We start from the raw sequence: 20,247 nt of genomic DNA on the forward strand, positions 1-20,247 counted from the left end.
CGGCGGCCGAGCCTCCCGTCGGTTCCTCCCGAAAGGGCACACCCGAAAGGGCACCACGCGCATGGAGCAGTACTCGCCCGACCGTTCCTCCCCGGCCCGGAGGGCCGCCCTCACCCGACGCTCACTGCTGCGCGCCTCCGCGGGCGGCGCGCTCGCGGCGGGCGGCATCGGCGCGCTCGGCGCCTGCGGCATCCCGCCGGCCGGCAACGCGCAGGGAGCGGCCGTCGCCGACGACCACTCGGCCGAGGAGAAGAGCGTCAGCTTCTCCAACTGGACCGAGTACATGGACGTCGACGAGAGCGAGACCCGCCACCCCACCCTGGAGACGTTCACCCGGCGGACCGGCGTCAAGGTCACCTACAGCGAGGACATCAACGACAACAACGAGTTCTTCGCCAAGATCAAGCCGCAGCTGGCCGCGGGCCAGGACACCGGCCGCGACCTGATCTGCGTCACCGACTGGCTCGCCGCCCGCCTGATCCGCCTCGGCTGGGTGCAGAAGCTGGACCCCGCCAACCTGCCCACCGCCTACGCCAACCTGTCCCCGCAGTTCCGCAGCCCGGACTGGGACCCGGGCCGCGCCTACTCGTACCCGTGGACGGGCATCTCCACCGTCATCGCCTACAACAGGAAGGCGCTGGACGGCGTCGAGGTGCGGTCCATGGCCGACCTGCTGGACAACCCCCGGCTCAAGGGACGCGTCGGCCTGCTCACCGAGATGCGCGACACGATGGGCATGACGCTGCTGGACATGGGCAAGGACCCCGGCGACTTCACCGACGACGACTTCGACGCGGCCGTCGCCCGCCTCCAGAAGGCCGTCGACAAGGGCCAGGTCCGCCGCTTCACCGGCAACGACTACACCGCCGACCTCACCAGCGGCGACTTCGCCGCCTGCCTCGCCTGGGCCGGCGACGTCGTCCAGCTGAAGGCCGACAGCCCCGAGATCGACTTCGTGGTGCCGGACAGCGGCTACATGACCTCCACCGACAACCTGCTGGTCCCGGCCAAGGCGCGGCACAAGACCAACGCCGAACGCCTCATCGACCACTACTACCAGCCGGCCAACGCGGCCCGGCTGGCCGCGTACATCAACTACGTGTGTCCGGTGGACGGGGTCAAGGAGGAGCTCGCCAAGCTGGACCCCGAGGCGGCGGAGAACCCGCTGATCCTCCCCGACCGGGAGATGGCCGAGAAGTCCCGGGCCTTCCGCTCGCTGGACGATAAGGAAGAGACGGCCTACGAAGCCGCGTTCGCGAAGCTGACAGGGGCGTGACCACGATGAACGGGACCACCTCCGGCGGCGACGTCCGCCTCACCGGCATCAGCCGGACCTACGGCGCCTTCACCGCCGTCCACCCGCTCGACCTGACCGTCCCGGAGGGCTCCTTCTTCGCCCTCCTCGGCGCCTCCGGCTGCGGCAAGACCACCACCCTCCGCATGATCGCCGGACTGGAGGAGCCCAGCACCGGCACCGTCCACCTCGGCGACCAGGACGTCACCCGGCTGCCCCCCTACAAGCGGCCGGTGAACACCGTCTTCCAGTCCTACGCGCTCTTCCCGCACCTCGACGTCTTCGAGAACGTCGCCTTCGGCCTGCGCCGCCGCGGCATCCGGTCGGTGAAGAAGCAGGTCGGCGAGATGCTCGACCTGGTCCAGCTCGGCGAGCACGCCCGCCGCAAGCCGCACCAGCTCTCCGGCGGCCAGCAGCAGCGCGTCGCCGTGGCCCGCGCGCTCATCAACCACCCCAAGGTGCTGCTGCTCGACGAGCCGCTCGGCGCCCTCGACCTCAAGCTGCGCCGGCAGATGCAGCTCGAGCTCAAGCGGATCCAGACGGAGGTCGGCATCACCTTCGTCCACGTCACGCACGACCAGGAGGAGGCCATGACCATGGCCGACACGGTCGCCGTGATGAACGGCGGCCGCGTCGAGCAGCTCGGCGCCCCCGCCGACCTCTACGAGAACCCGGCCACCACCTTCGTCGCCAACTTCCTCGGCACGTCCAACCTGATCGAGGCGGAGGTCGCCTCGGCGTCCGGCGACGAGATCCTGGTCCACGCCGGCGGCGCCAAACTGGGCGTCCCCGCCGCGCGCTGCACCGGCCCCACCGCCACCGGCGCCCGGCTGCTGCTCGGTGTCCGGCCGGAGAAGGCCACCCTGACCCCCGCGGACCGGGCCGGGGAGATACCCGAGGGCCGCAACCGGGTCACCGGCGTGATCACCGAGGCGAGCTTCCTCGGCGTCTCCACCCAGTACCTGGTCGACGGCCCCGCCGGGAAGGGCCTCTCGGTGTACGCCCAGAACGTCGACCGCGACCCCGGCCTGGCCCCCGGCGCCGAGGTGGTCCTGCACTGGAACCGCGCCCACACCTTCGCCCTGGACGCCGCCCAGGACATCGACGCCGGCACCGGGCCGGCCGTCACCGGCACGCCCGACGCGGGCGCGGCGACCACCGGGAAGGAGGCCGCGAGCGGATGAGCCCCACCACCCTCACCGAGGCCCCACCGCCACCGGCGCCCACCGCCCCCGCCGCCGGGGCGAAGGCGCGGCCGCCGCGCCGCCGCGGCCGGAGCGTCCCCTACCTGCTGCTCCTGCCCGGCCTGCTCTGGCTGCTGGTCTTCTTCGCCCTGCCGGTGATCTACCAGGCCTCCACCTCGCTCCAGACCGGCTCCCTCGAGGCCGGCTACGAGGTGACCTGGCGGTTCGCCACCTACGCCGAGGCGCTGGCCGAGTACTGGCCGCAGTTCCTGCGCTCGGTGGCCTACGCCGGCACGGCCACCCTGCTCTGCCTGCTGCTCGGCTACCCGCTGGCCTACCTGATCGCCTTCCGGGCCGGACGCTGGCGCAACCTGATCATGATCCTGGTGATCGCGCCGTTCTTCACCAGCTTCCTGGTCCGCACCCTGGCCTGGAAGACGATCCTGGCCGACGGCGGCGTGCTGGTCGACACCCTCAACACGCTGCACGTCCTCGACGTGACCAGCATGCTCGGCCTCACCGAGGGCGAGCGCGTCCTGGCCACCCCGCTGGCCGTGGTCTGCGGCCTCACCTACAACTTCCTGCCGTTCATGGTCCTGCCGCTCTACACCTCGCTGGAGCGCATCGACCCGCGCCTGCACGAGGCCGCCTCGGACCTGTACGCCCGCCCCGCGACCGTCTTCCGCAAGGTCACCCTGCCGCTGTCCATGCCGGGCGTGGTGGCCGGAACGCTGCTGACGTTCATCCCGGCCGGCGGCGACTACGTCAACGCCGACCTGCTGGGCTCCACCGACACCCGCATGATCGGCAACGTCATCCAGACGCAGTTCCTGCGCGTCCTGGACTACCCGACCGCCGCGGCGCTCTCCTTCATCCTGATGGCCGTGATCCTGGTGGTCGTCAGCGTCCACATCCGCCGCTCCGGGACGGAGGATCTCGTCTGATGGGCCTTCTCACGTGGCTCCGGCGGCACCTGGTCGTGATCTTCGGCCTGCTGACCCTCGCCTACCTGCTGCTGCCCAACGTCGTCGTGACGGTGTTCTCCTTCAACGACCCGGCGGGACGCTTCAACTACGCCTGGAACGAGTTCTCCGCCGACGCCTGGACCAACCCCTGCGGCGTCTCCGGGCTCTGCGACGCGCTGGCGCTCAGCCTCCAGCTCGCCCTCTGGGCGACGCTGGCCGCGACCGTGCTCGGCACCCTGATCGCCTTCGCCCTGGCCCGCCACCGGTTCCGGGGGCGCGGCGCGGTCAACTCGCTGATCTTCCTCCCGATGGCGATGCCCGAGGTCGTGATGGCCGCCTCGCTGCTCACCCTGTTCCTCAACATGGGCGCGCGGCTGGGGTTCTGGACGGTGCTCATCGCCCACATCATGTTCTGCCTCAGCTTCGTCGTCACCGCCGTCAAGGCGCGCGTGATGTCGATGGACCCGCGCCTGGAACAGGCCGCGCAGGACCTCTACGCCGGACCGGTGCAGACCTTCCTCCGCGTCACCCTGCCCATCGCCTGGCCCGGCATCGCGGCCGGCGCCCTCCTCGCGTTCGCGCTCTCCTTCGACGACTTCATCATCACCAACTTCACGGCGGGTTCCACGGTCACCTTCCCCATGTACGTCTGGGGATCGGCGCAACGCGGAACCCCCGTGCAGATCAACGTCGTCGGCACGGCCATGTTCCTGATAGCCGTGCTCGTCGTCGTGATCTCCATGGCCGTGGGCAACGGCCGAAAACGCATGAAGGCGTAATCCGACACACCCTGTGGGGAGTTGAGATTCATGGCCCCTGGAGCCATGAACCGCTGGACCAAGTCTCTCGCCGAGGCCCGACCGGCCGCCTACTGGCTGGAGGACCCCGGCAGGCCCCGCGCCGAGCCCGCGCTCACCGCCGCCACCACCTGCGACCTGCTGGTGGTCGGCGGCGGCTACAGCGGCCTGTGGACCGCCCTGGTCGCCAAGGAACGCGACCCGGGCCGCGACGTCCTGCTGCTGGAGGGCAAGGAGATCGGCTGGGCCGCCTCCGGACGCAACGGGGGCTTCTGCGCGGCCTCCCTGACCCACGGACTCGCCAACGGGCTCTCCCGGTGGCCCGGCGAGATCCGCACCCTCGAAGAGCTCGGCGCCCGCAACCTCGACGCCATCGAGGACACCGTCACCCGCTACGGCCTGGACTGCGAGTTCGAGCGCACCGGGGAGATCGACCTGGCCACCGAGCCCCACCAGGTCGGCGAACTGCGGGAGCTGTACCGCACGATGGAGGAGCACGGCCTCGCCGACGACGTCGAACTCCTCGACGCCGACGCGGTGCGCTCCCGGGTCGACTCCCCGGCCTTCCTCGCCGGCCTGTACGACCGCCGGGGCGTCGCCCTGGTCCATCCCGCCAAGCTGGCCTGGGGGCTGAAGGAGGCCTGCCTGCGGCTCGGCGTCAGGATCCACGAGCACAGCCCCGGCCTGTCCCTGCGGCAGCAGGGGGCGGGCATGACCGTGACCACGCCCTACGGGTCGGTGCGGGCCGGCAAGGTGGCCCTGGCCACCAACGTCTTCCCGAGCCTGCTGCGCCGGGTGCGGCCCTACACCGTGCCGGTCTACGACTACGCCCTGGTCACCGAGCCGCTGTCCGAGGAACGGCGGGCCTCGATCGGCTGGCGCGGCAGGGAGGGCCTGGCCGACCTCGCCAACCAGTTCCACTACTTCCGGCTCACCGCCGACAACCGGATCCTGTGGGGCGGCTACGACGCGGTCTACCGCTACGGCGGGCGGGTGCGGGCCGAGTACGACAACCGGCCCGAGACCTTCGCCGCGCTCGCCGAGCAGTTCTTCACCTGCTTCCCGCAGCTGGAGGGGCTGCGCTTCACCCACGCCTGGGGCGGGGCCATCGACACCTGCTCCCGCTTCGCGCCGTTCTTCGGCACGGCGCACCGGGGCCGGGTCGGCTACTCCGTCGGCTACACGGGGCTGGGCGTCGGCGCCACGCGGTTCGGCGCGGAGGTGGTGCTGGACCTGCTGGACGGCGAGGCCACCGAGCGGACCGCGCTGGAGATGGTGCGGTCCAAGCCGCTGCCGTTCCCGCCGGAGCCGTTCGCCTGGACCGGCATCGCGCTCACCCGCTGGTCGCTGGCGCGGGCGGACGTCAACGGAGGCAGACGCAACGTCTGGCTCCGGGCGCTCGACCGGGTCGGACTCGGCTTCGACAGCTGACGGCGGTCGCCCGCGCGGTCGCCCGAAAGGGTGACTGCGGCGAAGTCGCGTAATGACCGGCGCGCGACCTCCTCTCTCCCACCGGACGGTGCCGCAGGCCGGCGGCACGCCGGGAGACGAGGAGGTCCGCGGATGAACGGGACGGCTGCGGCGCGGCGGGCGGTCGAATGGCTGGTGGCGGTCGCCCCCGACCCGGCCGCCTGCCGGCGGGAGTGGGAGCGGCGCGCCGACGGCGTGGCGCTGCTGCCGGCCGGCAGGGCCTGGGACGTGCTGATACTGCCGGGCGTTCTGGGCCGCGCCACGCTGGACGTGCTGCGGCGCTGCCTCGACCGGCCGGGGCCGGTCCTGGAGGGGTTCGACGAGGACCGGGTCGGGTTCCTCGTCCCGCCGGGGACGGCCGGGCGGTGGCTCGGCACGGGGGTCCGGGCGGCGGGACGGGGCACCTGGATCGTCGTCCCGCACCCCGGGCGGCGGGGCGCCGGCCGCGTGCGGTGGCTCGTCACGCCCGACGGCACGGGGCTGCTCACCGACCCCGCGCTCCTCGAGATCGCCATGCACGAGGCCGCCGCGAACCTCACCGAGGACTGACCCCCGCGGCGGACGCCGCCCCGCCCCGGCCCCCGCCGCGTCCGCGGGGGGCGGTGAGGGCGGCGAGGCCGGCGGTGAGGCTGCCGACGACGTCGAGGGGCCAGTGGTACCCGTGCACGACCAGCCCCACCGCCGTGCCGGTGACCAGGGCCGCGGCGGTCCCGCGCGCGGCGAGCCGGGCGCCGCGCCGGCGGAGCCAGGGGGAGAGCAGGACCGCCGCCACCCCGTAGAAGACCACGGCCGTGGCCGCGTGGCCGGACGGGTAGAAGCCCGTGTCCGGCGCCATCGGCGGCGGCCCCGGCCGGGCGAACAGCGCCTGCAGCGGTCCCACCACCAGCGGTACCGCCACCGCCGCCCCGCCGGCCACCGCGAGGGCGGCCCACCACCGCGCCCGCCCCGCCCGACGGGCCCGCAGCGCCGCGACTCCGGCGGCGGCCGCCAGCACCGGCAGCGCCACCTCCACGTTGCCGAGGTCCGCGAGGAACCCGGAGAAGCCGGAGCGCTCGATCACCGCGCGCCCCAGCCGCTCGTCGGCCCGCGCCAACGGCCCCTCAACGGCGACCTGCCAGGTCACCAGGGCGAACAGCACCAGCAGCAGCGAGGACGGCAGCCACCGCGGCGCGGCGCGGCGCGGACGGGGGCGCGGGGGAGTGGTCGGCACGCCACCAGGGTGCCGGACATGCCGAAGGGCCGGCACAAGGGGGGATGTGTGCCGGCCCTTCGGAGGGCCGCCGTGAAGTGACGGTCCGGACCGGGTGCCGTGCGCCCCGGGGGGTTTGGGGCGGACGGCCGTCCGATCGGTGAGGAGAACCCGGAGGCGTCAGGTCTCCGGGCGTGCGCGAGGCACGGTCGGGCCGAGGCTGGGGAAACCCCGACCCGGACGATCCGCGGCGAACCACGGATGCAGGGTGTCTCTCATCCCTGCCGAACTTACGGCACGACCGGGGGGCGGGACAGACGCCCGCCCGTCCCGACATCCACCCCGCACACCTTCTTCACAGGCTCTCCCGGCGCGCGGGTCCCACCGCTCCCCGAGGGCCCGCCGGTGCTCAGAGCGCGGCGAACGCCTGCTCCAGGACGTCGAGGCCCTCGTTCAGCAGGGCGTCGCCGATCACCAGCGGCGGCAGGAAGCGCAGCACGTTGCCGTAGGTGCCGCAGGTGAGGACGAGCACGCCCTCCTGGTGGCAGGCATTGGCGACGGCGCCGGCGACGTCCGCGGCCGGCTCCTTGGTCGCGCGGTCCTTGACCAGCTCGATGGCGATCATGCCGCCGCGCCCGCGGATGTCGCCGATGACGTCGAACTTCTCCGCCATCGCCCGCAGGCGGCCCTTCATGAGCTCCTCGATGTGCCGGGCGCGGGCGTTGAGGTCGAGCTCCTTCATGGTCTCGATGGCGCCCAGCGCGGCGGCGCAGGCCACCGGGTTGCCGCCGTAGGTGCCGCCCAGGCCGCCCGCGTGCGCGGCGTCCATGATCTCGGCGCGGCCGGTGACGGCGGCCAGCGGCAGACCGCCGGCGATGCCCTTGGCGGTGGTGATCAGGTCCGGGACGACGCCCTCGTCCTCGCAGGCGAACCACTGGCCGGTGCGGCAGAAGCCGGACTGGATCTCGTCCGCCACGAAGACGATGCCGTTGTCGGTGGCGAACTCGCGGATCGCGGGCAGGAAGCCCTTGGCCGGCTCGATGAAGCCGCCCTCGCCGAGCACCGGCTCGATGATGATCGCGGCCACGTTCTCGGCGCCGACCTGCTTGACGATCTGGTCGATCGCCTGGGCGGCGGCCTCCGGGCCGGCGTTCTCGGCGCCCGTGGGCCAGCGGTAGCCGTAGGCCACCGGCACCCGGTACACCTCGGGGGCGAACGGGCCGAAGCCGTGCTTGTACGGCATGTTCTTCGCCGTCAGCGCCATGGTGAGGTTGGTGCGGCCGTGGTAGCCGTGGTCGAACACCACGACCGCCTGGCGCTTGGTGTACGCGCGGGCGATCTTGACGGCGTTCTCCACGGCCTCGGCGCCCGAGTTGAAGAGCGCGGACTTCTTGGCGTGGTCGCCGGGGGTCAGCTCGGCCAGCGCCTCGGCGACCGCCACGTAGCCCTCGTACGGGGTCACCATGAAGCAGGTGTGGGTGAAGTCGGCGAGCTGGGCGGAGGCGCGGCGGACCACGGCCTCGGCGGAGGCGCCGACCGTGGTGACGGCGATGCCGGAACCGAAGTCGATGAAGCGGTTGCCGTCGACGTCCTCGATCACGCCGCCGTCCGCGCGGGAGGCGAACACCGGGAGGGTGGAGCCCACGCCCTGGGCCACCGCGGCGGCCCGCCGGGACTGCAGCTCGATCGACTTCGGGCCGGGGACGGCGGTGACGAGGCGACGCTCCTGCGGCAGCGAGGATGCGGTCATGGGGGACTCCCTGGGGTCGTGCGGACGGTCGGGGGTCGTCGCCCTGCGGCTCGCCGCCGTGTCGCCGGCGGCTCTGCCGTCGTGTCGCTGCCGGCTCTGCCGCCAGGCGGACGCTTCCCTCCTTGCTCGCAGGCTAGGGCCCACGGAGCGGGGTGAGCATGCTCCACGGGGGAGCGTTCGGCGCGGCGCCTTGTCCGCCGCGGCACAGTGCGGGGGCGGGGCGGGGCGGGGCGGGGGGCGGGGCGGGGGGCCGCGAGGGCTCAGCCGCCGTGGCCGTTCCTGCCGCCCTGTCCCGCGGGGTGGCCGGTCCTGCTGCCCTTGCCGGTCCCGGTCGTGGTCCCGTTGCCGTTGCCGTTGCCGTTGCCGGTGGCCTTGAGGGCCAGCCAGAGCTCCATCCGCACGTCCGGGTCGTCCAGGGAGCGGCCCAGGATCTCCTCCACCCGGCGCATCCGGTACCGCAGCGTGTGCCGGTGGACGCCGAGGTCGGCGGCGGCCGCGTCCCACTGCCCGTGCCGGGAGAGCCAGGCGCGCAACGACGCCACCAGGTCGCCGCGTCCGGTGGCGTCGTGGTCGCGCAGCGCCCGCAACTGGCCCTCCGCGAAGGCGCGCACGGCGTCGTCGGCGAGCAGCGGGAGGACCGAGCCGGCCGCCAGGTGCTCGTGCTCGACCAGCACCCGGCCCCGACGCCGGGCCACCGCCAGGGCCTGCACGGCCTGCTTGTACGCCGCGGCCACACTGGTCGGTCCGGCCGGGGCGGAGACGCCGAAGGCCGGGGCGGCGGCGCCGCGCTCCGCGGCGGACTCCAGGGCAGCCGCCTGCTCCGAACAGGCGGCCAGCGCGGCGCCGCCGTCCGCCGCCAGCACCACCAGCCGGCCCTGCTCGGCCTCCGGCACCACCAGCACCGGCTCGCCGGCCCACGCGGCGGCCGCCTCGAGCGCGGCGGGCAGTTCCTCCCCGCGCCCGTCGACGACGACCACACGGAACGGGGCGTCCAGCAGCCCGCCGTACAGGTCGCCGGCGACCGTCCGGGCGTGCTGGGCCTCGCCGGAGAGCAGCATGTGCAGCACGGCGGCGCCGATCCGCTGCTCCGCCTCGTGCAGGGAGTGGGAGCGCTCGGTGGTGAGGGTGAGCAGCGCGATGGCGGAGTGCACCGCGTAGCGCTCGGCGGTGCCGAGCGGGGCCGCGGTGCCGACGGCGAGGGCCGAGCGCGGCCGGCGGCCGGTGCCGAGGGTGTGCAGTTCCACGCGGTCCTCGCCCTGGCCGCCGTCCCGGCCGTCGCCCGGGCCGCCCGCCTCGCCCCGCTCGTCCTCCGCCACCTGCCCGGCGATCACCGCGGTGGCCGGGGTCTGCCGGTCGCGCAGCCGCTGCACGTCGGGGGTGAGGCGGGCGGCGCGGCGCACGGCCCAGTCGGGGGCCGCGGCCACCACGGCGCCGGACGCGTCGTAGAGCGCGGCCCAGCCGTCGACCTGGGAGGCCAGGGCGGCCAGCAGCCCCTCCGGGCCGTCGCCCAGCGCCCGGCGGGTCAGCTCCCGCTGGGCGGCGAATCCGGCGGTCACCGCGCGGTACTGGTCGGCGGCGATGGCCGCGGAGACGGCCTTGCTGATGGCCAGGAACGGTGTGGCCCGCGGCACCTCGAGCAGCGGGAGACCGTGCTCGGCGGCGGCGTCCACCAAGGGCTGCGGGGTCTTCTCGTAGTTGACCCCCACCCCGAAGCCGAGGGCGACGACGCCGGCGCCGGCGAGGCGGCGCACGTACCGGTCGGCCTCCGCCGGGTCCTCGGCGTCCACCTTGAGCGCGGTGGTCAGCAGGAGTTCGCCGCCCTCCATGTAGGGCACGGGGTCCGGCAGCTCGCTCACGTGCGCCCACCGCACGGGGACGTCCAGCCGGGTCCCCTCGCCCGCCCGGAGGGTGAGACGGAGGGCGGAGTGGTGCAGGAGTGAGGCGAGGGTGGGCGGCATGATGATCCTGACGTACGTTTGGCCGGACTGGAGCAGTCCCCACCTCGATTCTGCCGCACTGTCCGGCTCGACCGGGCCTTCTCGGCCCGTTCCGGCCCGGTCGGAGTGGCGGGGACGGCCGGGCGACTCCCCGTCACCCGCGGAGGTCGGTCAGCAGTGGCGGGGTGTGGTCCCCCGTCGGGGTGGTGAAGGAGATGACGGCGTGGCCCGGGGGCACGCCGTGGGCCAGGTCGGAGGCGGACCAGCGTTCGCGCTCGACCTGCCGCACGGTGACCGCCCGCGCGGTGGGCGCGTGACCCGTGATCATCCGCCGCAGGGCGTGCACCGCCTTCCCGGCCGGCGTCTCGGCGACGATCTGCCGGTCGGTGACGTCCCGCGCCTCGGTCCACTCCTTGCCCCAGACCTCGGCGAAGTCCTGCCCGTCCCACGGGGTGAGCCCGGAGAGCGCCACCCGGCACCCCACCGACCCCAGCAGCGGCCCGCGCAGCGCCCGCGGCACGTCGTCCAGCGTGCGCAGCGCCAGGACCACGCCGGCGTTGACCGACCGCAGCCGCTGCACCGCCCGCACCGCCTCCCCGGTGACCACGCCGGCCGCCTCGTCCAGCACCAGGCAGGCGAAGAGCGACCGGTCCTGCCGGACCGCCACGCTCGCCGCGAACTGGGCGAGGACCAGCCGCGCCAGGATCCGCGACGCCTCCGCGTGGCCGTGCCGCGGCAGGTCGACGCGGACCCGCACCGGATGGTCCAGGGCCCGCGGCGAGAACGGCCGGGTCCGCCCGGTGGTGTCGAAGAAGCCCGCGAAGGCCGGCCGGTCCAGCAGCGCGATCCGGTCGGCCAGCAGCGGCGCCGCGTCCCCGTGCCGCCCCGCCTGCCGCTCCCGCGCGTCGAGCTCCCGCACCAGCGAGCCGTGCGCGGGCTCCCGCTCCAGCGCCTCGCGCAACGCGGCCAGCGGGACCGGGTCGCCGTCCAGCAGGGCCCGCAGCTCCGGCACCGACGGGAACCGGTCGTGGACGGCGCGGAACGGGCCGAGCAACTGGGCCAGCACCGTCGCCGCCCGCCGCCCGCCCTCCGCGGGGCCCTGCGGATCGGCGAGGTCACCGGCCAGCCCCTCGGCGAGCACCGCCGCCGCCTCGTCGGGGTCGGTGGCGCCGCCGTACAGGTCCAGGTCGTGCGGGGAGTCGGGGTCGCCGATCCGGATCACGACGTCGTAGGCGTCGGTGGCGCCCAGCCCCGCCCCGTCGGTGCCGACCACCACCACCGCGGCGCGGCCCGCCAGGGCGTGCAGGGTGAGCGACTCGGCCACCGGACGGATCAGGGACGAGGTCTTGCCCGCGCCGGCCGGGCCGACCGCCACCAGCGAGGTGGCCAGCAGGTCGGGGGCGAGCGCCACCCCGGCCTCGCGGTAGGCGTACGGGTTGCGCGGGTCGTCGGCGGCGGCGCCCACCCGCACCTGACCGGTGAGCAGGTCGTGCCGGGCGGTGCGCACCGGGAGGTCGCGGGCGCCGGACGGGTGCGGGCAGGCGGCGGCGCCGTCCCGCAGCACGGCGTCGGTGAACGTGCCCAGCGGCAGCCGTCCGGCGCGCACGCTCTGCCAGGCGCGGGTGAGCCGGACGTGGTCGATGTCCCGCATCAGCCCGGCCCGGGCGTCCGCGGCGAGCCGGTCGGCGGCGGCCACCGCCTCGGGGGACCCCGCGCCCCGCAGCTCCGCCCAGAGCGCCGGGTCCTCCTGGACGGCCGGGGCGGCGGCCGGCTTCCTCGCCCGCCAGGCCGCCGGCCCGACGCGGCGCCACAGCTCGGGCCAGCGGCCCATCCGGGCGACGAAGGCCAGGATGAGCCCGGCGACCAGCAGGTAGTACACGTTCGCCAGCCGCGAGGCCCACACCTGGTCGCCGTAGTGACCCGGCTGCGGCTGGGTGAGGCTCTGCGGGGCCATGGCGTAGTAGGGCCACAGCCACCAGTTGCCCAGGTAGCCGTTGTAGAGCAGCGACCAGACCAGCCATCCGACCAGGAACGCGATCGCCGCACCGGTCACCAGCTGCCGGGTCGGCGTGGCGTCCGGCTCCTGCTCCGGGCGCGGCCGGTGCCCGAACCGCCAGACGCCCGGCGACGCCTCGGGGCGGGGGGTGCGCAGCCAGGACAGGAAGGCGCCGCCGGCGGCCGGGGACGACGCCGTGCCGGCGGCCTCCACCGACGGGGCGTGCCGGGGACGCGGCGGGTGGGTCGGATGCGTGTCCTGCGTACCGTCGGTGTCCAAGTGGGGCCCCCAGTGCGGCGCGTGTTCACATGTACCGGGGCTCAATGTAGTGGCCCGGCGGCCGCGTCCCGCGGTTCCTTCACGGTCCCGCCCCGCCGAAGTGGCGTAAAACCGGCGACCATCGCTCCAACCGGGCCAGGTCGGCGTTCGCGGACCCCGTCATACCGTGGTGGGCATGACCACCCACGCCTTCTGGGTCGCCGGCCGCGAGGCCACCGGCGACGAGACGTTCGACGTCACGAATCCCTACGACGGCCGGACCGTCGGCACCGTCAGCGTCCCCACCGAGGCCCAGGTGGAGGAGGCCGTCGCCGCCGCGCACGCCGTGCGGGACGAGTTCGCCGCCACCCCGGCGCACGTCCGCGCCGCCGCCCTCGACCACGTGGCGCGCCGCCTCACCGAGCGCACCGAGGAGATCGCGCAGCTGATCTCCGCCGAGAACGGCAAGCCGGTCAAGTGGGCCCGCGGCGAGGTGGGCCGGGCGATCTCCGTCTTCCGGCTCGCCGCCGAGGAGGCCCGCCGCTGGAACGCCGGCGAGGCGCAGCGGCTCGACACCGACCAGGGCGGCACCGGCCGCCTCGCCCTCACCCGCCGCATCCCGCGCGGCGTCGTGCTGGGCATCGCCCCGTTCAACTTCCCGCTCAACCTGAGCGCCCACAAGGTGGCCCCGGCCATCGCGGTCGGCGCGCCCATCATCCTCAAGCCCGCCCCGGCGACGCCGATCTCCTCGCTGGTCCTCGGCGAGATCCTCGCCGAGACCGACCTCCCGGCCGGCTCCTGGTCCGTCCTGACCGTGCCCAACGACCGGATGCCGGCGCTGGTCCAGGACGAGCGCCTCCCGGTCATCTCCTTCACCGGCTCCGGCCCGGTCGGCTGGTCCATCCGCGACAGCGTGCCCCGCAAGCACTGCACCCTGGAGCTCGGCGGCAACGCCGCCGCCGTCGTCCTCGCGGACTGGGCGAGCGAGGCGGACCTGGAGTGGGCGGCCACCCGCATCGCCACCTTCTCCAACTACCAGGGCGGCCAGTCCTGCATCTCGGTGCAGCGGGTGATCGCCGACGCCGCCGTGTACGACCGCCTCCTGCCGCTGATCGTGGAGAAGGTCGAGGCCCAGGTCACCGGCGACCCCGCCGACGACGCCACCGACGTCGGCCCGCTGGTGAGCGAGGACGCCGCCAAGCGCGTCGAGTCCTGGGTCGACGAGGCCGTGAAGGCCGGCGCCGAGCTGCTCACCGGCGGCGTCCGGGACGGCGCCACCTACGCGCCGACCGTGCTGGCCGGCGTGCCCGACGGCGTCACCCTCTCCTGCGAGGAGGTCTTCGGCCCGGTGCTGACCGTGCAGCGGGTCGAGGGCGAGGCGGAGGCGTTCGCCGCCGTCAACGACTCGCCGTACGGCCTCCAGGCGGGCGTCTTCACGCACGACCTGCAGACCGCCTTCCGCGCCCACCGCACCCTTGAGGTCGGCGGCGTGATCATCGGCGACGTGCCGTCCTACCGCGCGGACCAGATGCCGTACGGCGGGGCCAAGCAGTCCGGCGTGGGCCGCGAGGGCGTGCGCTACGCCATGGACGACTACACCTACGAGCGCGTCATGGTGCTCACCGGGCTCGCCCTCTGAGGACCCGGCGGCCCCGGACCGTCCGGCCGGCCGCCCCGAATCACACCGGGGCGGCCTCCGGGCGGGGTGGCCGGGGGCCACAATGGGGGGATGACTGACAGCCCTGCCCCGCTCGCCGACCCTCATCTCGTCTTCGATCCGTCCGACGGGCCGAGGGACGTGGTGATCCTCGGCTCCACCGGGTCGATCGGCACCCAGGCCATCGACCTCGTGCTCCGCAACCCGGACCGCTTCCGGGTGACCGCGCTGTCCGCCGCCGGCGGGCGGGTCGACCTGCTCGCCGAGCAGGCCCACCGGCTGCGGGTGCGGACCGTGGCGGTGGCCAGGGCGGACAAGGCCGCCGAGCTGCGCGAGGCGCTCGCCGCGCGGTACGGGTCCGAGCCGCTGCCGGAGATCCTCGCGGGCCCCGACGCCGCCGCGGACGTCGCCGCCTCGCCGTGCCACACGGTGCTCAACGGCATCACCGGCTCCATCGGCCTGGCCCCCACGCTGGCCGCGCTCGAGGCGGGGCGGACGCTGGCGCTCGCCAACAAGGAGTCGCTGATCGTGGGCGGCCCGCTGGTGAAGGCGGTCGCCAAGCCGGGCCAGATCATCCCGGTCGACTCCGAGCACGCGGCACTCTTCCAGGCGCTCGCCGCCGGCACCCGCGCCGACGTCCGCAAGCTGGTGGTGACCGCCTCCGGCGGTCCGTTCCGGGGCCGCGGCAAGGCCGAGCTGGCGCACGTCACCGTCGAGGACGCGCTGGCGCACCCCACCTGGGCGATGGGCCCGGTGATCACCGTGAACTCGGCGACCCTGGTCAACAAGGGCCTGGAGGTCATCGAGGCCCACCTCCTCTACGACATCCCCTTCGACCGCATCGAGGTCGTGGTCCACCCCCAGTCGTACGTGCACTCCATGGTCGAGTTCACCGACGGCTCCACGCTGGCCCAGGCCACCCCGCCGGACATGCGGGGGCCGATCGCCGTCGGCCTCGCCTGGCCGGAGCGCGTCCCGGACGCCGCCCCCGCCTTCGACTGGTCCCGGGCCTCCACCTGGGAGTTCCTCCCCCTGGACAACGACGCCTTCCCGGCCGTGAACCTCGCCCGGCACGTCGGCGAGCTCGCGGGAACCGCCCCGGCCGTGTTCAATGCCGCCAACGAGGAGTGCGTGGAGGCGTTCCTGGCCGGCCGGCTGCCGTTCCCCGCCATCATGGAGACGGTCGTCCGGGTGGTCGAGGAGCACGGCACGCCGGCCGCGGGAACTTCCCCGACCCTGCCCGACGTCCTCGAGGCGGAGACCTGGGCACGGGCCCGGGCCCGGGAACTGACGAGCGCGGAGGCGCGTGGATGACCACCACCCTGATGTTCGTGCTCGGCATGGTCGTCTTCTTCGTCGGCCTGCTGATCTCGATCGCCTGGCACGAGCTGGGACACCTGTCGACGGCCAAGCTGTTCGGCGTCCGCGTGCCGCAGTACATGGTCGGCTTCGGCCCCACCATCTGGTCGCGGAAGAAGGGCGAGACCGAGTACGGGATCAAGGCGATCCCGCTCGGCGGCTACATCCGGATGATCGGCATGTTCCCGCCCGGCAAGGACGGCCGGGTCGAGGCCCGGTCCACCTCGCCCTGGCGGGTCATGATCGAGGACGCCCGCTCGGCGGCCTACGAGGAGATCAGGCCCGGCGACGAGAACCGCATGTTCTACACGCGCAAGCCGTGGAAGCGCGTGATCGTGATGTTCGCCGGGCCGTTCATGAACCTGATCCTGGCCGTCGCGCTGTTCTTCGTCTACCTCATGGGCTTCGGCATCCGCGAGGAGACCAACGTCGTCAGCTCGGTGCAGAAGTGCGTGATCGCGGCCAGCGAGAACCGCGACGAGTGCCGGGACGGCGACCCGGCGGCCCCCGCGGCCGCCGCGGGCCTGCGGGCGGGCGACCGCATCCTCTCGGTCGGCGGGGTGGCCACCGGCGAGTGGAACGCCCTCTCCGACGCCATCCGCACCCGTGCCGGGGAGCAGGACGTCCCGGTGGTGGTCGAGCGCAAGGGCGAGCGGATCACCCTGCGCGCCGACATCACCACCAACAAGGTCGCCAAGAAGGACGACCGGGGCCTGCCGGTCCGCGGCGAGTACGTGAACGCCGGCTTCCTCGGCTTCGCCCCCGCCAGCGGCATCTTCCGCCAGGACTTCGGCGACTCCGTCGTCTGGATGGGCGACCGGGTCGAGGACGGCGTCAACGGGCTGATCGCCCTGCCGTCCAAGGTCCCCGCCCTGTGGGACGCCGCCTTCGGCGACGGACCCCGCGAGGACGACTCCCCGATGGGCGTGATCGGCGCCGCCCGGGTGGGCGGCGAGGTCTTCACCCTGGACATCCCCGCCAGCCAGCAGGTCGGCTTCTTCGTCTCCCTGGTCGCCGGGTTCAACCTGTCCCTGTTCCTGTTCAACATGCTGCCGCTGCTCCCGCTCGACGGCGGGCACATCGCCGGAGCCCTGTGGGAATCCGTCCGGCGTAACGTCGCCCGGGTTCTGCGGCGGCCCGATCCCGGCCCGTTCGACGTGGCCAAACTGATGCCGGTCGCGTACGTCGTGGCCGCCGTGTTCGTCGGCTTCACGCTGCTGGTGGGCGTGGCCGACGTGGTCAACCCGGTCCGCATCTCCTGACCGCCGCGGCCCGGCCGTCCGTTTCCTCCGCGAGGTCCCCCTTGGGGGTATTTGCTCGGAGCGGGCGTGCCGGGCCCTCGCGCAGTGCCGTAATCTCGGATCCCGGAGCCCGACCGGGGCCTCGAGCGTGTCGACACACCTCGAGCTTGATCACACCATGGGGTTGCACAGCAGATGACTGCGATTTCACTCGGCATGCCGTCCGTTCCGACCAAGGTCGCCGAGCGCCGGAAGAGCCGGCAGATCCAGGTCGGAACGGTGGCGGTGGGCGGTGACGCTCCCGTCTCGGTGCAGTCCATGACGACGACCCGGACCTCCGACATCGGCGCCACGCTCCAGCAGATCGCCGAGCTCACCGCCTCCGGCTGCCAGATCGTGCGCGTGGCCTGCCCGACGCAGGACGACGCCGAGGCCCTGCCGGTGATCGCGAGGAAGTCGCAGATCCCGGTCATCGCCGACATCCACTTCCAGCCGAAGTACGTCTTCGCCGCCATCGAGGCGGGCTGCGCGGCCGTCCGGGTCAACCCCGGCAACATCAAGCAGTTCGACGACAAGGTCAAGGAGATCGCGCAGGCCGCCAAGGAGCACGGCACGCCGATCCGCATCGGCGTCAACGCCGGCTCCCTCGACCGCCGCCTGCTCCAGAAGTACGGCAAGGCCACCCCCGAGGCGCTGGTCGAGTCCGCCCTGTGGGAGGCGTCCCTCTTCGAGGAGCACGACTTCCGCGACATCAAGATCTCGGTCAAGCACAACGACCCGGTCGTGATGATCGAGGCCTACCGTCAGCTGGCCGAGCAGTGCGACTACCCCCTGCACCTCGGCGTCACCGAGGCCGGCCCGGCGTTCCAGGGCACCATCAAGTCCGCCGTGGCCTTCGGCGCCCTGCTCTCCCAGGGCATCGGCGACACCATCCGCGTCTCGCTGTCCGCGCCTCCGGTCGAGGAGGTCAAGGTCGGCATCAAGATCCTCGAGTCGCTGAACCTGCGCCAGCGGACCCTGGAGATCGTCTCCTGCCCCTCCTGCGGACGCGCCCAGGTCGACGTCTACAAGCTGGCCGAGGAGGTCACCGCCGGCCTCACCGGCATGGAGGTCCCGCTCCGGGTCGCCGTCATGGGCTGCGTGGTGAACGGTCCGGGCGAGGCCCGCGAGGCCGACCTCGGCGTCGCCTCCGGCAACGGCAAGGGCCAGATCTTCGTCAAGGGCGAGGTCATCAAGACCGTGCCGGAGTCCAAGATCGTGGAGACCCTGATCGAGGAGGCCATGAAGCTGGCCGAGCAGATGGAGGCCGACGGCGCCGCCTCCGGCGAGCCCACCGTCTCCGTCGCCGGCTGACCGGGATACCCCGCCCCGTCACGGGGCACCAGGGAGGGATCCGCAGCCCCGCACGACCCGGCGGCGCGTCCGCCGGGCGGCAAGTACAGTGGCGGAAACCGGCAGATCCGTATGGCGAGGCCCTCCCCGTGTTGACGCAGACGACCACCAGGGTCCTGGAACCCGACGACCTGGACGCGGCGCTCGCGGTCCTCGACCGCGAGCCGGTCACGAACGCCTTCGTGGCCGCGCGCGTCCGGGTCGCCGGGCTGGACCCGTGGCGCCTCGGCGGCGAGATGTGGGGCTGGTACGAGGACGGCGTCCTCACCTCCCTCTGCTACGCGGGCGCCAACCTGGTCCCCATCTGCGCCACCCCCCGCGCCGTGCGCGCCTTCGCCGACCGGGCCCGCAGGGCCGGGCGGCGCTGCTCCTCCATCGTGGGCCCCGCCGGACCGACGTCCGAGCTCTGGCGGCTGCTCGAGCCCCACTGGGGCCCGGCCCGCGACGTCCGCGCCCGGCAGCCGCTGATGGTCACCGACCGGATGCCCGAGGATCTGGCCCCCGACCCGCGGGTGCGGCGGATCCGCAAGGACGAGATGGAGACCATCCTCCCCGCCTGCGTCGCCATGTTCACCGAGGAGGTCGGCGTCTCCCCGCTGGCCGGCGACGGCGGACTCCTCTACCAGGCGCGGGTCGCCGAACTCGTCTCCACCGGGCGGTCCTTCGCCCGCCTCGACGACGAGGGCAAGGTCGTCTTCAAGGCCGAGATCGGCGCCGCCACCCCCCACGCCTGCCAGATCCAGGGCGTCTGGGTCGCCCCCGAGTACCGCGGCCAGGGCCACGCGGCGCCCGGGATGGCCGCCGTCCTGCGGTACGCGCTGCGCGACGTGGCGCCGGTGGCCAGCCTCTACGTCAACGACTTCAACACCGCGGCCCGGGCCACCTACCGACGCGTCGGCTTCCAGGAGGTCGGCACCTTCATGAGCGTGCTGTTCTGACCCGGCGCCCGGCCGCCCGCGCCGACGCGTGACCCCCGGCCCCGGGGACAGTACGCGCTCCGGCCTCGGGGACGGCTTCCCCCCGGCCTCGGGGATGGCTTCCGCTCCGGCTTCGGGAACGGCTCGCCCCGGCTTCGGAGACGGCTCCGCCCGGGTCCGGGGGCGGCTCGTGCTCCGGATTGCTAGACGGCTCCGGCTCCGGGGGCCGCTTCGGGGACGGTTCCGGTGGATGTCATCCGGCGGTCAGCGGGTAGTCTCCCGACATGCCGAACACCCCCTCCGGCCCCGTGGTCATCGCCCCCATCGACCTGTCGTCGCGGGTCGACGAGGCGCTCGCCGTGCAGGCGGAGGCGTTCGGGCTCGGCGAGGACGAGATCGCGGTCCGCCGGCAGATCGTCCAGCGCCACATGACCCTCCGCGGCGCCCGGGCCCTCGGCGCCACCACCCCCGACGGACGGCTCGCCGGGTTCGTCTACGGCATGCCCAACGACCGCTCCCACTGGTGGTCCACCGTCGTCGAGCCCTACCTGAGGGCCCTGGGCAACGACCACTGGCTGGACGACTCCTTCGTCATCACCGAGCTGCACGTCCACCCCCGCCACCAGAAGCAGGGCATCGGACGGGCCCTGATCACCGCGATCACCGACACCGCGGACGAGCCCCGGTCGATCCTCTCCGCCATCGACCACGAGAGCCCCGCGCGCCGCCTCTACCGCGCCCTGGGCTACGCCGACCTCGCCCGCCGCGTGCACTTCCCCAGCGCCACCGTCCCCTACGCGGTGATGGGCGCGCCGCTGCCGCTGCACCGCTGAGCGGGCGC

Annotated in this window: 16 protein-coding genes; 12 read left to right on the forward strand and 4 right to left on the reverse strand. The window is 73.9% G+C overall.

The window, feature by feature from the left end; all coding sequences use genetic code 11:
* The first annotated feature begins 61 nt into the window (after positions 1–61).
* The 6 genes from ABZ836_RS21325 to ABZ836_RS21350 all read left to right on the forward strand — a co-directional run bounded on the left by ABZ836_RS21325 (position 62) and on the right by ABZ836_RS21350 (position 6,259).
* Entirely contained in the window at positions 62–1,276 is a 1,215-nt protein-coding gene (locus ABZ836_RS21325; protein WP_361144378.1) for a spermidine/putrescine ABC transporter substrate-binding protein, read from the forward strand.
* 5 nt (positions 1,277–1,281) lie between these two features.
* Positions 1,282–2,478, forward strand: coding sequence for an ABC transporter ATP-binding protein (locus ABZ836_RS21330; protein WP_361144472.1), 1,197 nt, complete (start codon positions 1,282–1,284; stop codon positions 2,476–2,478).
* Positions 2,475–3,422 (forward strand): ABC transporter permease, encoded by a 948-nt coding sequence (locus ABZ836_RS21335; protein ID WP_361144381.1) that lies wholly within the window; start codon positions 2,475–2,477, stop codon positions 3,420–3,422. Before ABZ836_RS21330 ends, ABZ836_RS21335 begins: the two co-directional genes overlap by 4 nt.
* Positions 3,422–4,222, forward strand: coding sequence for an ABC transporter permease (locus ABZ836_RS21340; protein WP_356136247.1), 801 nt, complete (start codon positions 3,422–3,424; stop codon positions 4,220–4,222). Before ABZ836_RS21335 ends, ABZ836_RS21340 begins: the two co-directional genes overlap by 1 nt.
* Positions 4,223–4,252: 30 nt before the next feature.
* Entirely contained in the window at positions 4,253–5,671 is a 1,419-nt protein-coding gene (locus tag ABZ836_RS21345; protein ID WP_356136249.1) for an FAD-dependent oxidoreductase, read from the forward strand.
* Positions 5,672–5,803: 132 nt separating this feature from the next.
* Positions 5,804–6,259, forward strand: a complete 456-nt coding sequence (locus tag ABZ836_RS21350; protein ID WP_361144385.1) for a hypothetical protein — start codon at positions 5,804–5,806, stop codon at positions 6,257–6,259.
* Here the strand turns inward: ABZ836_RS21350 and ABZ836_RS21355 are convergent.
* The 4 genes from ABZ836_RS21355 to ABZ836_RS21370 all read right to left on the reverse strand — a co-directional run bounded on the left by ABZ836_RS21355 (position 6,246) and on the right by ABZ836_RS21370 (position 12,795).
* Positions 6,246–6,920, reverse strand: coding sequence for a phosphatase PAP2 family protein (locus ABZ836_RS21355; protein WP_361144388.1), 675 nt, complete (start codon positions 6,918–6,920; stop codon positions 6,246–6,248). The two genes, ABZ836_RS21350 and ABZ836_RS21355, sit on opposite strands and share 14 nt — an antisense overlap.
* A 388-nt stretch (positions 6,921–7,308) precedes the next feature.
* The gene (gabT, locus tag ABZ836_RS21360) at positions 7,309–8,649 is read right to left on the reverse strand and encodes a 4-aminobutyrate--2-oxoglutarate transaminase (protein WP_361144391.1); all 1,341 of its coding nucleotides are present in this window, start codon (positions 8,647–8,649) and stop codon (positions 7,309–7,311) included.
* A 260-nt stretch (positions 8,650–8,909) separates the two neighbouring features.
* Positions 8,910–10,607 (reverse strand): PucR family transcriptional regulator, encoded by a 1,698-nt coding sequence (locus tag ABZ836_RS21365; RefSeq protein WP_361144394.1) that lies wholly within the window; start codon positions 10,605–10,607, stop codon positions 8,910–8,912.
* Between the two features lie 133 nt (positions 10,608–10,740).
* Positions 10,741–12,795 carry an ATP-binding protein gene (locus ABZ836_RS21370; RefSeq protein WP_356136331.1) on the reverse strand — a complete coding sequence of 685 codons (2,055 nt, stop codon included), beginning with the start codon at positions 12,793–12,795 and terminating at the stop codon, positions 10,741–10,743.
* Positions 12,796–13,036: 241 nt separating this feature from the next.
* On the opposite strand from ABZ836_RS21370, the gene ABZ836_RS21375 reads away from it, so the two are divergent.
* From ABZ836_RS21375 to ABZ836_RS21400, 6 genes are all read left to right on the forward strand, one after another.
* A complete protein-coding gene (locus tag ABZ836_RS21375) occupies positions 13,037–14,479 on the forward strand; it encodes an aldehyde dehydrogenase family protein (protein ID WP_361144397.1) in 1,443 nt (480 codons plus the stop codon).
* Positions 14,480–14,569: 90 nt separating this feature from the next.
* Positions 14,570–15,811 (forward strand): 1-deoxy-D-xylulose-5-phosphate reductoisomerase, encoded by a 1,242-nt coding sequence (dxr, locus tag ABZ836_RS21380; RefSeq protein ID WP_356136261.1) that lies wholly within the window; start codon positions 14,570–14,572, stop codon positions 15,809–15,811.
* Positions 15,812–15,822: 11 nt separating this feature from the next.
* Positions 15,823–17,118 carry a site-2 protease family protein gene (locus tag ABZ836_RS21385; RefSeq protein ID WP_356136333.1) on the forward strand — a complete coding sequence of 432 codons (1,296 nt, stop codon included), beginning with the start codon at positions 15,823–15,825 and terminating at the stop codon, positions 17,116–17,118.
* A gap of 174 nt (positions 17,119–17,292) precedes the next feature.
* Entirely contained in the window at positions 17,293–18,450 is a 1,158-nt protein-coding gene (ispG, locus tag ABZ836_RS21390; protein ID WP_356136263.1) for a flavodoxin-dependent (E)-4-hydroxy-3-methylbut-2-enyl-diphosphate synthase, read from the forward strand.
* A gap of 128 nt (positions 18,451–18,578) precedes the next feature.
* Positions 18,579–19,427, forward strand: a complete 849-nt coding sequence (locus ABZ836_RS21395) for a GNAT family N-acetyltransferase (protein WP_361144401.1) — start codon at positions 18,579–18,581, stop codon at positions 19,425–19,427.
* 263 nt (positions 19,428–19,690) lie between these two features.
* Complete coding sequence (locus ABZ836_RS21400; RefSeq protein WP_361144404.1) at positions 19,691–20,239, forward strand: GNAT family N-acetyltransferase; 549 nt, start codon at positions 19,691–19,693, stop codon at positions 20,237–20,239.
* Positions 20,240–20,247 lie beyond the last annotated feature (8 nt).

Source organism: Streptomyces sp. NPDC047130, from assembly GCF_040643475.1.
Classification (GTDB): domain Bacteria; phylum Actinomycetota; class Actinomycetes; order Streptomycetales; family Streptomycetaceae; genus Streptomyces.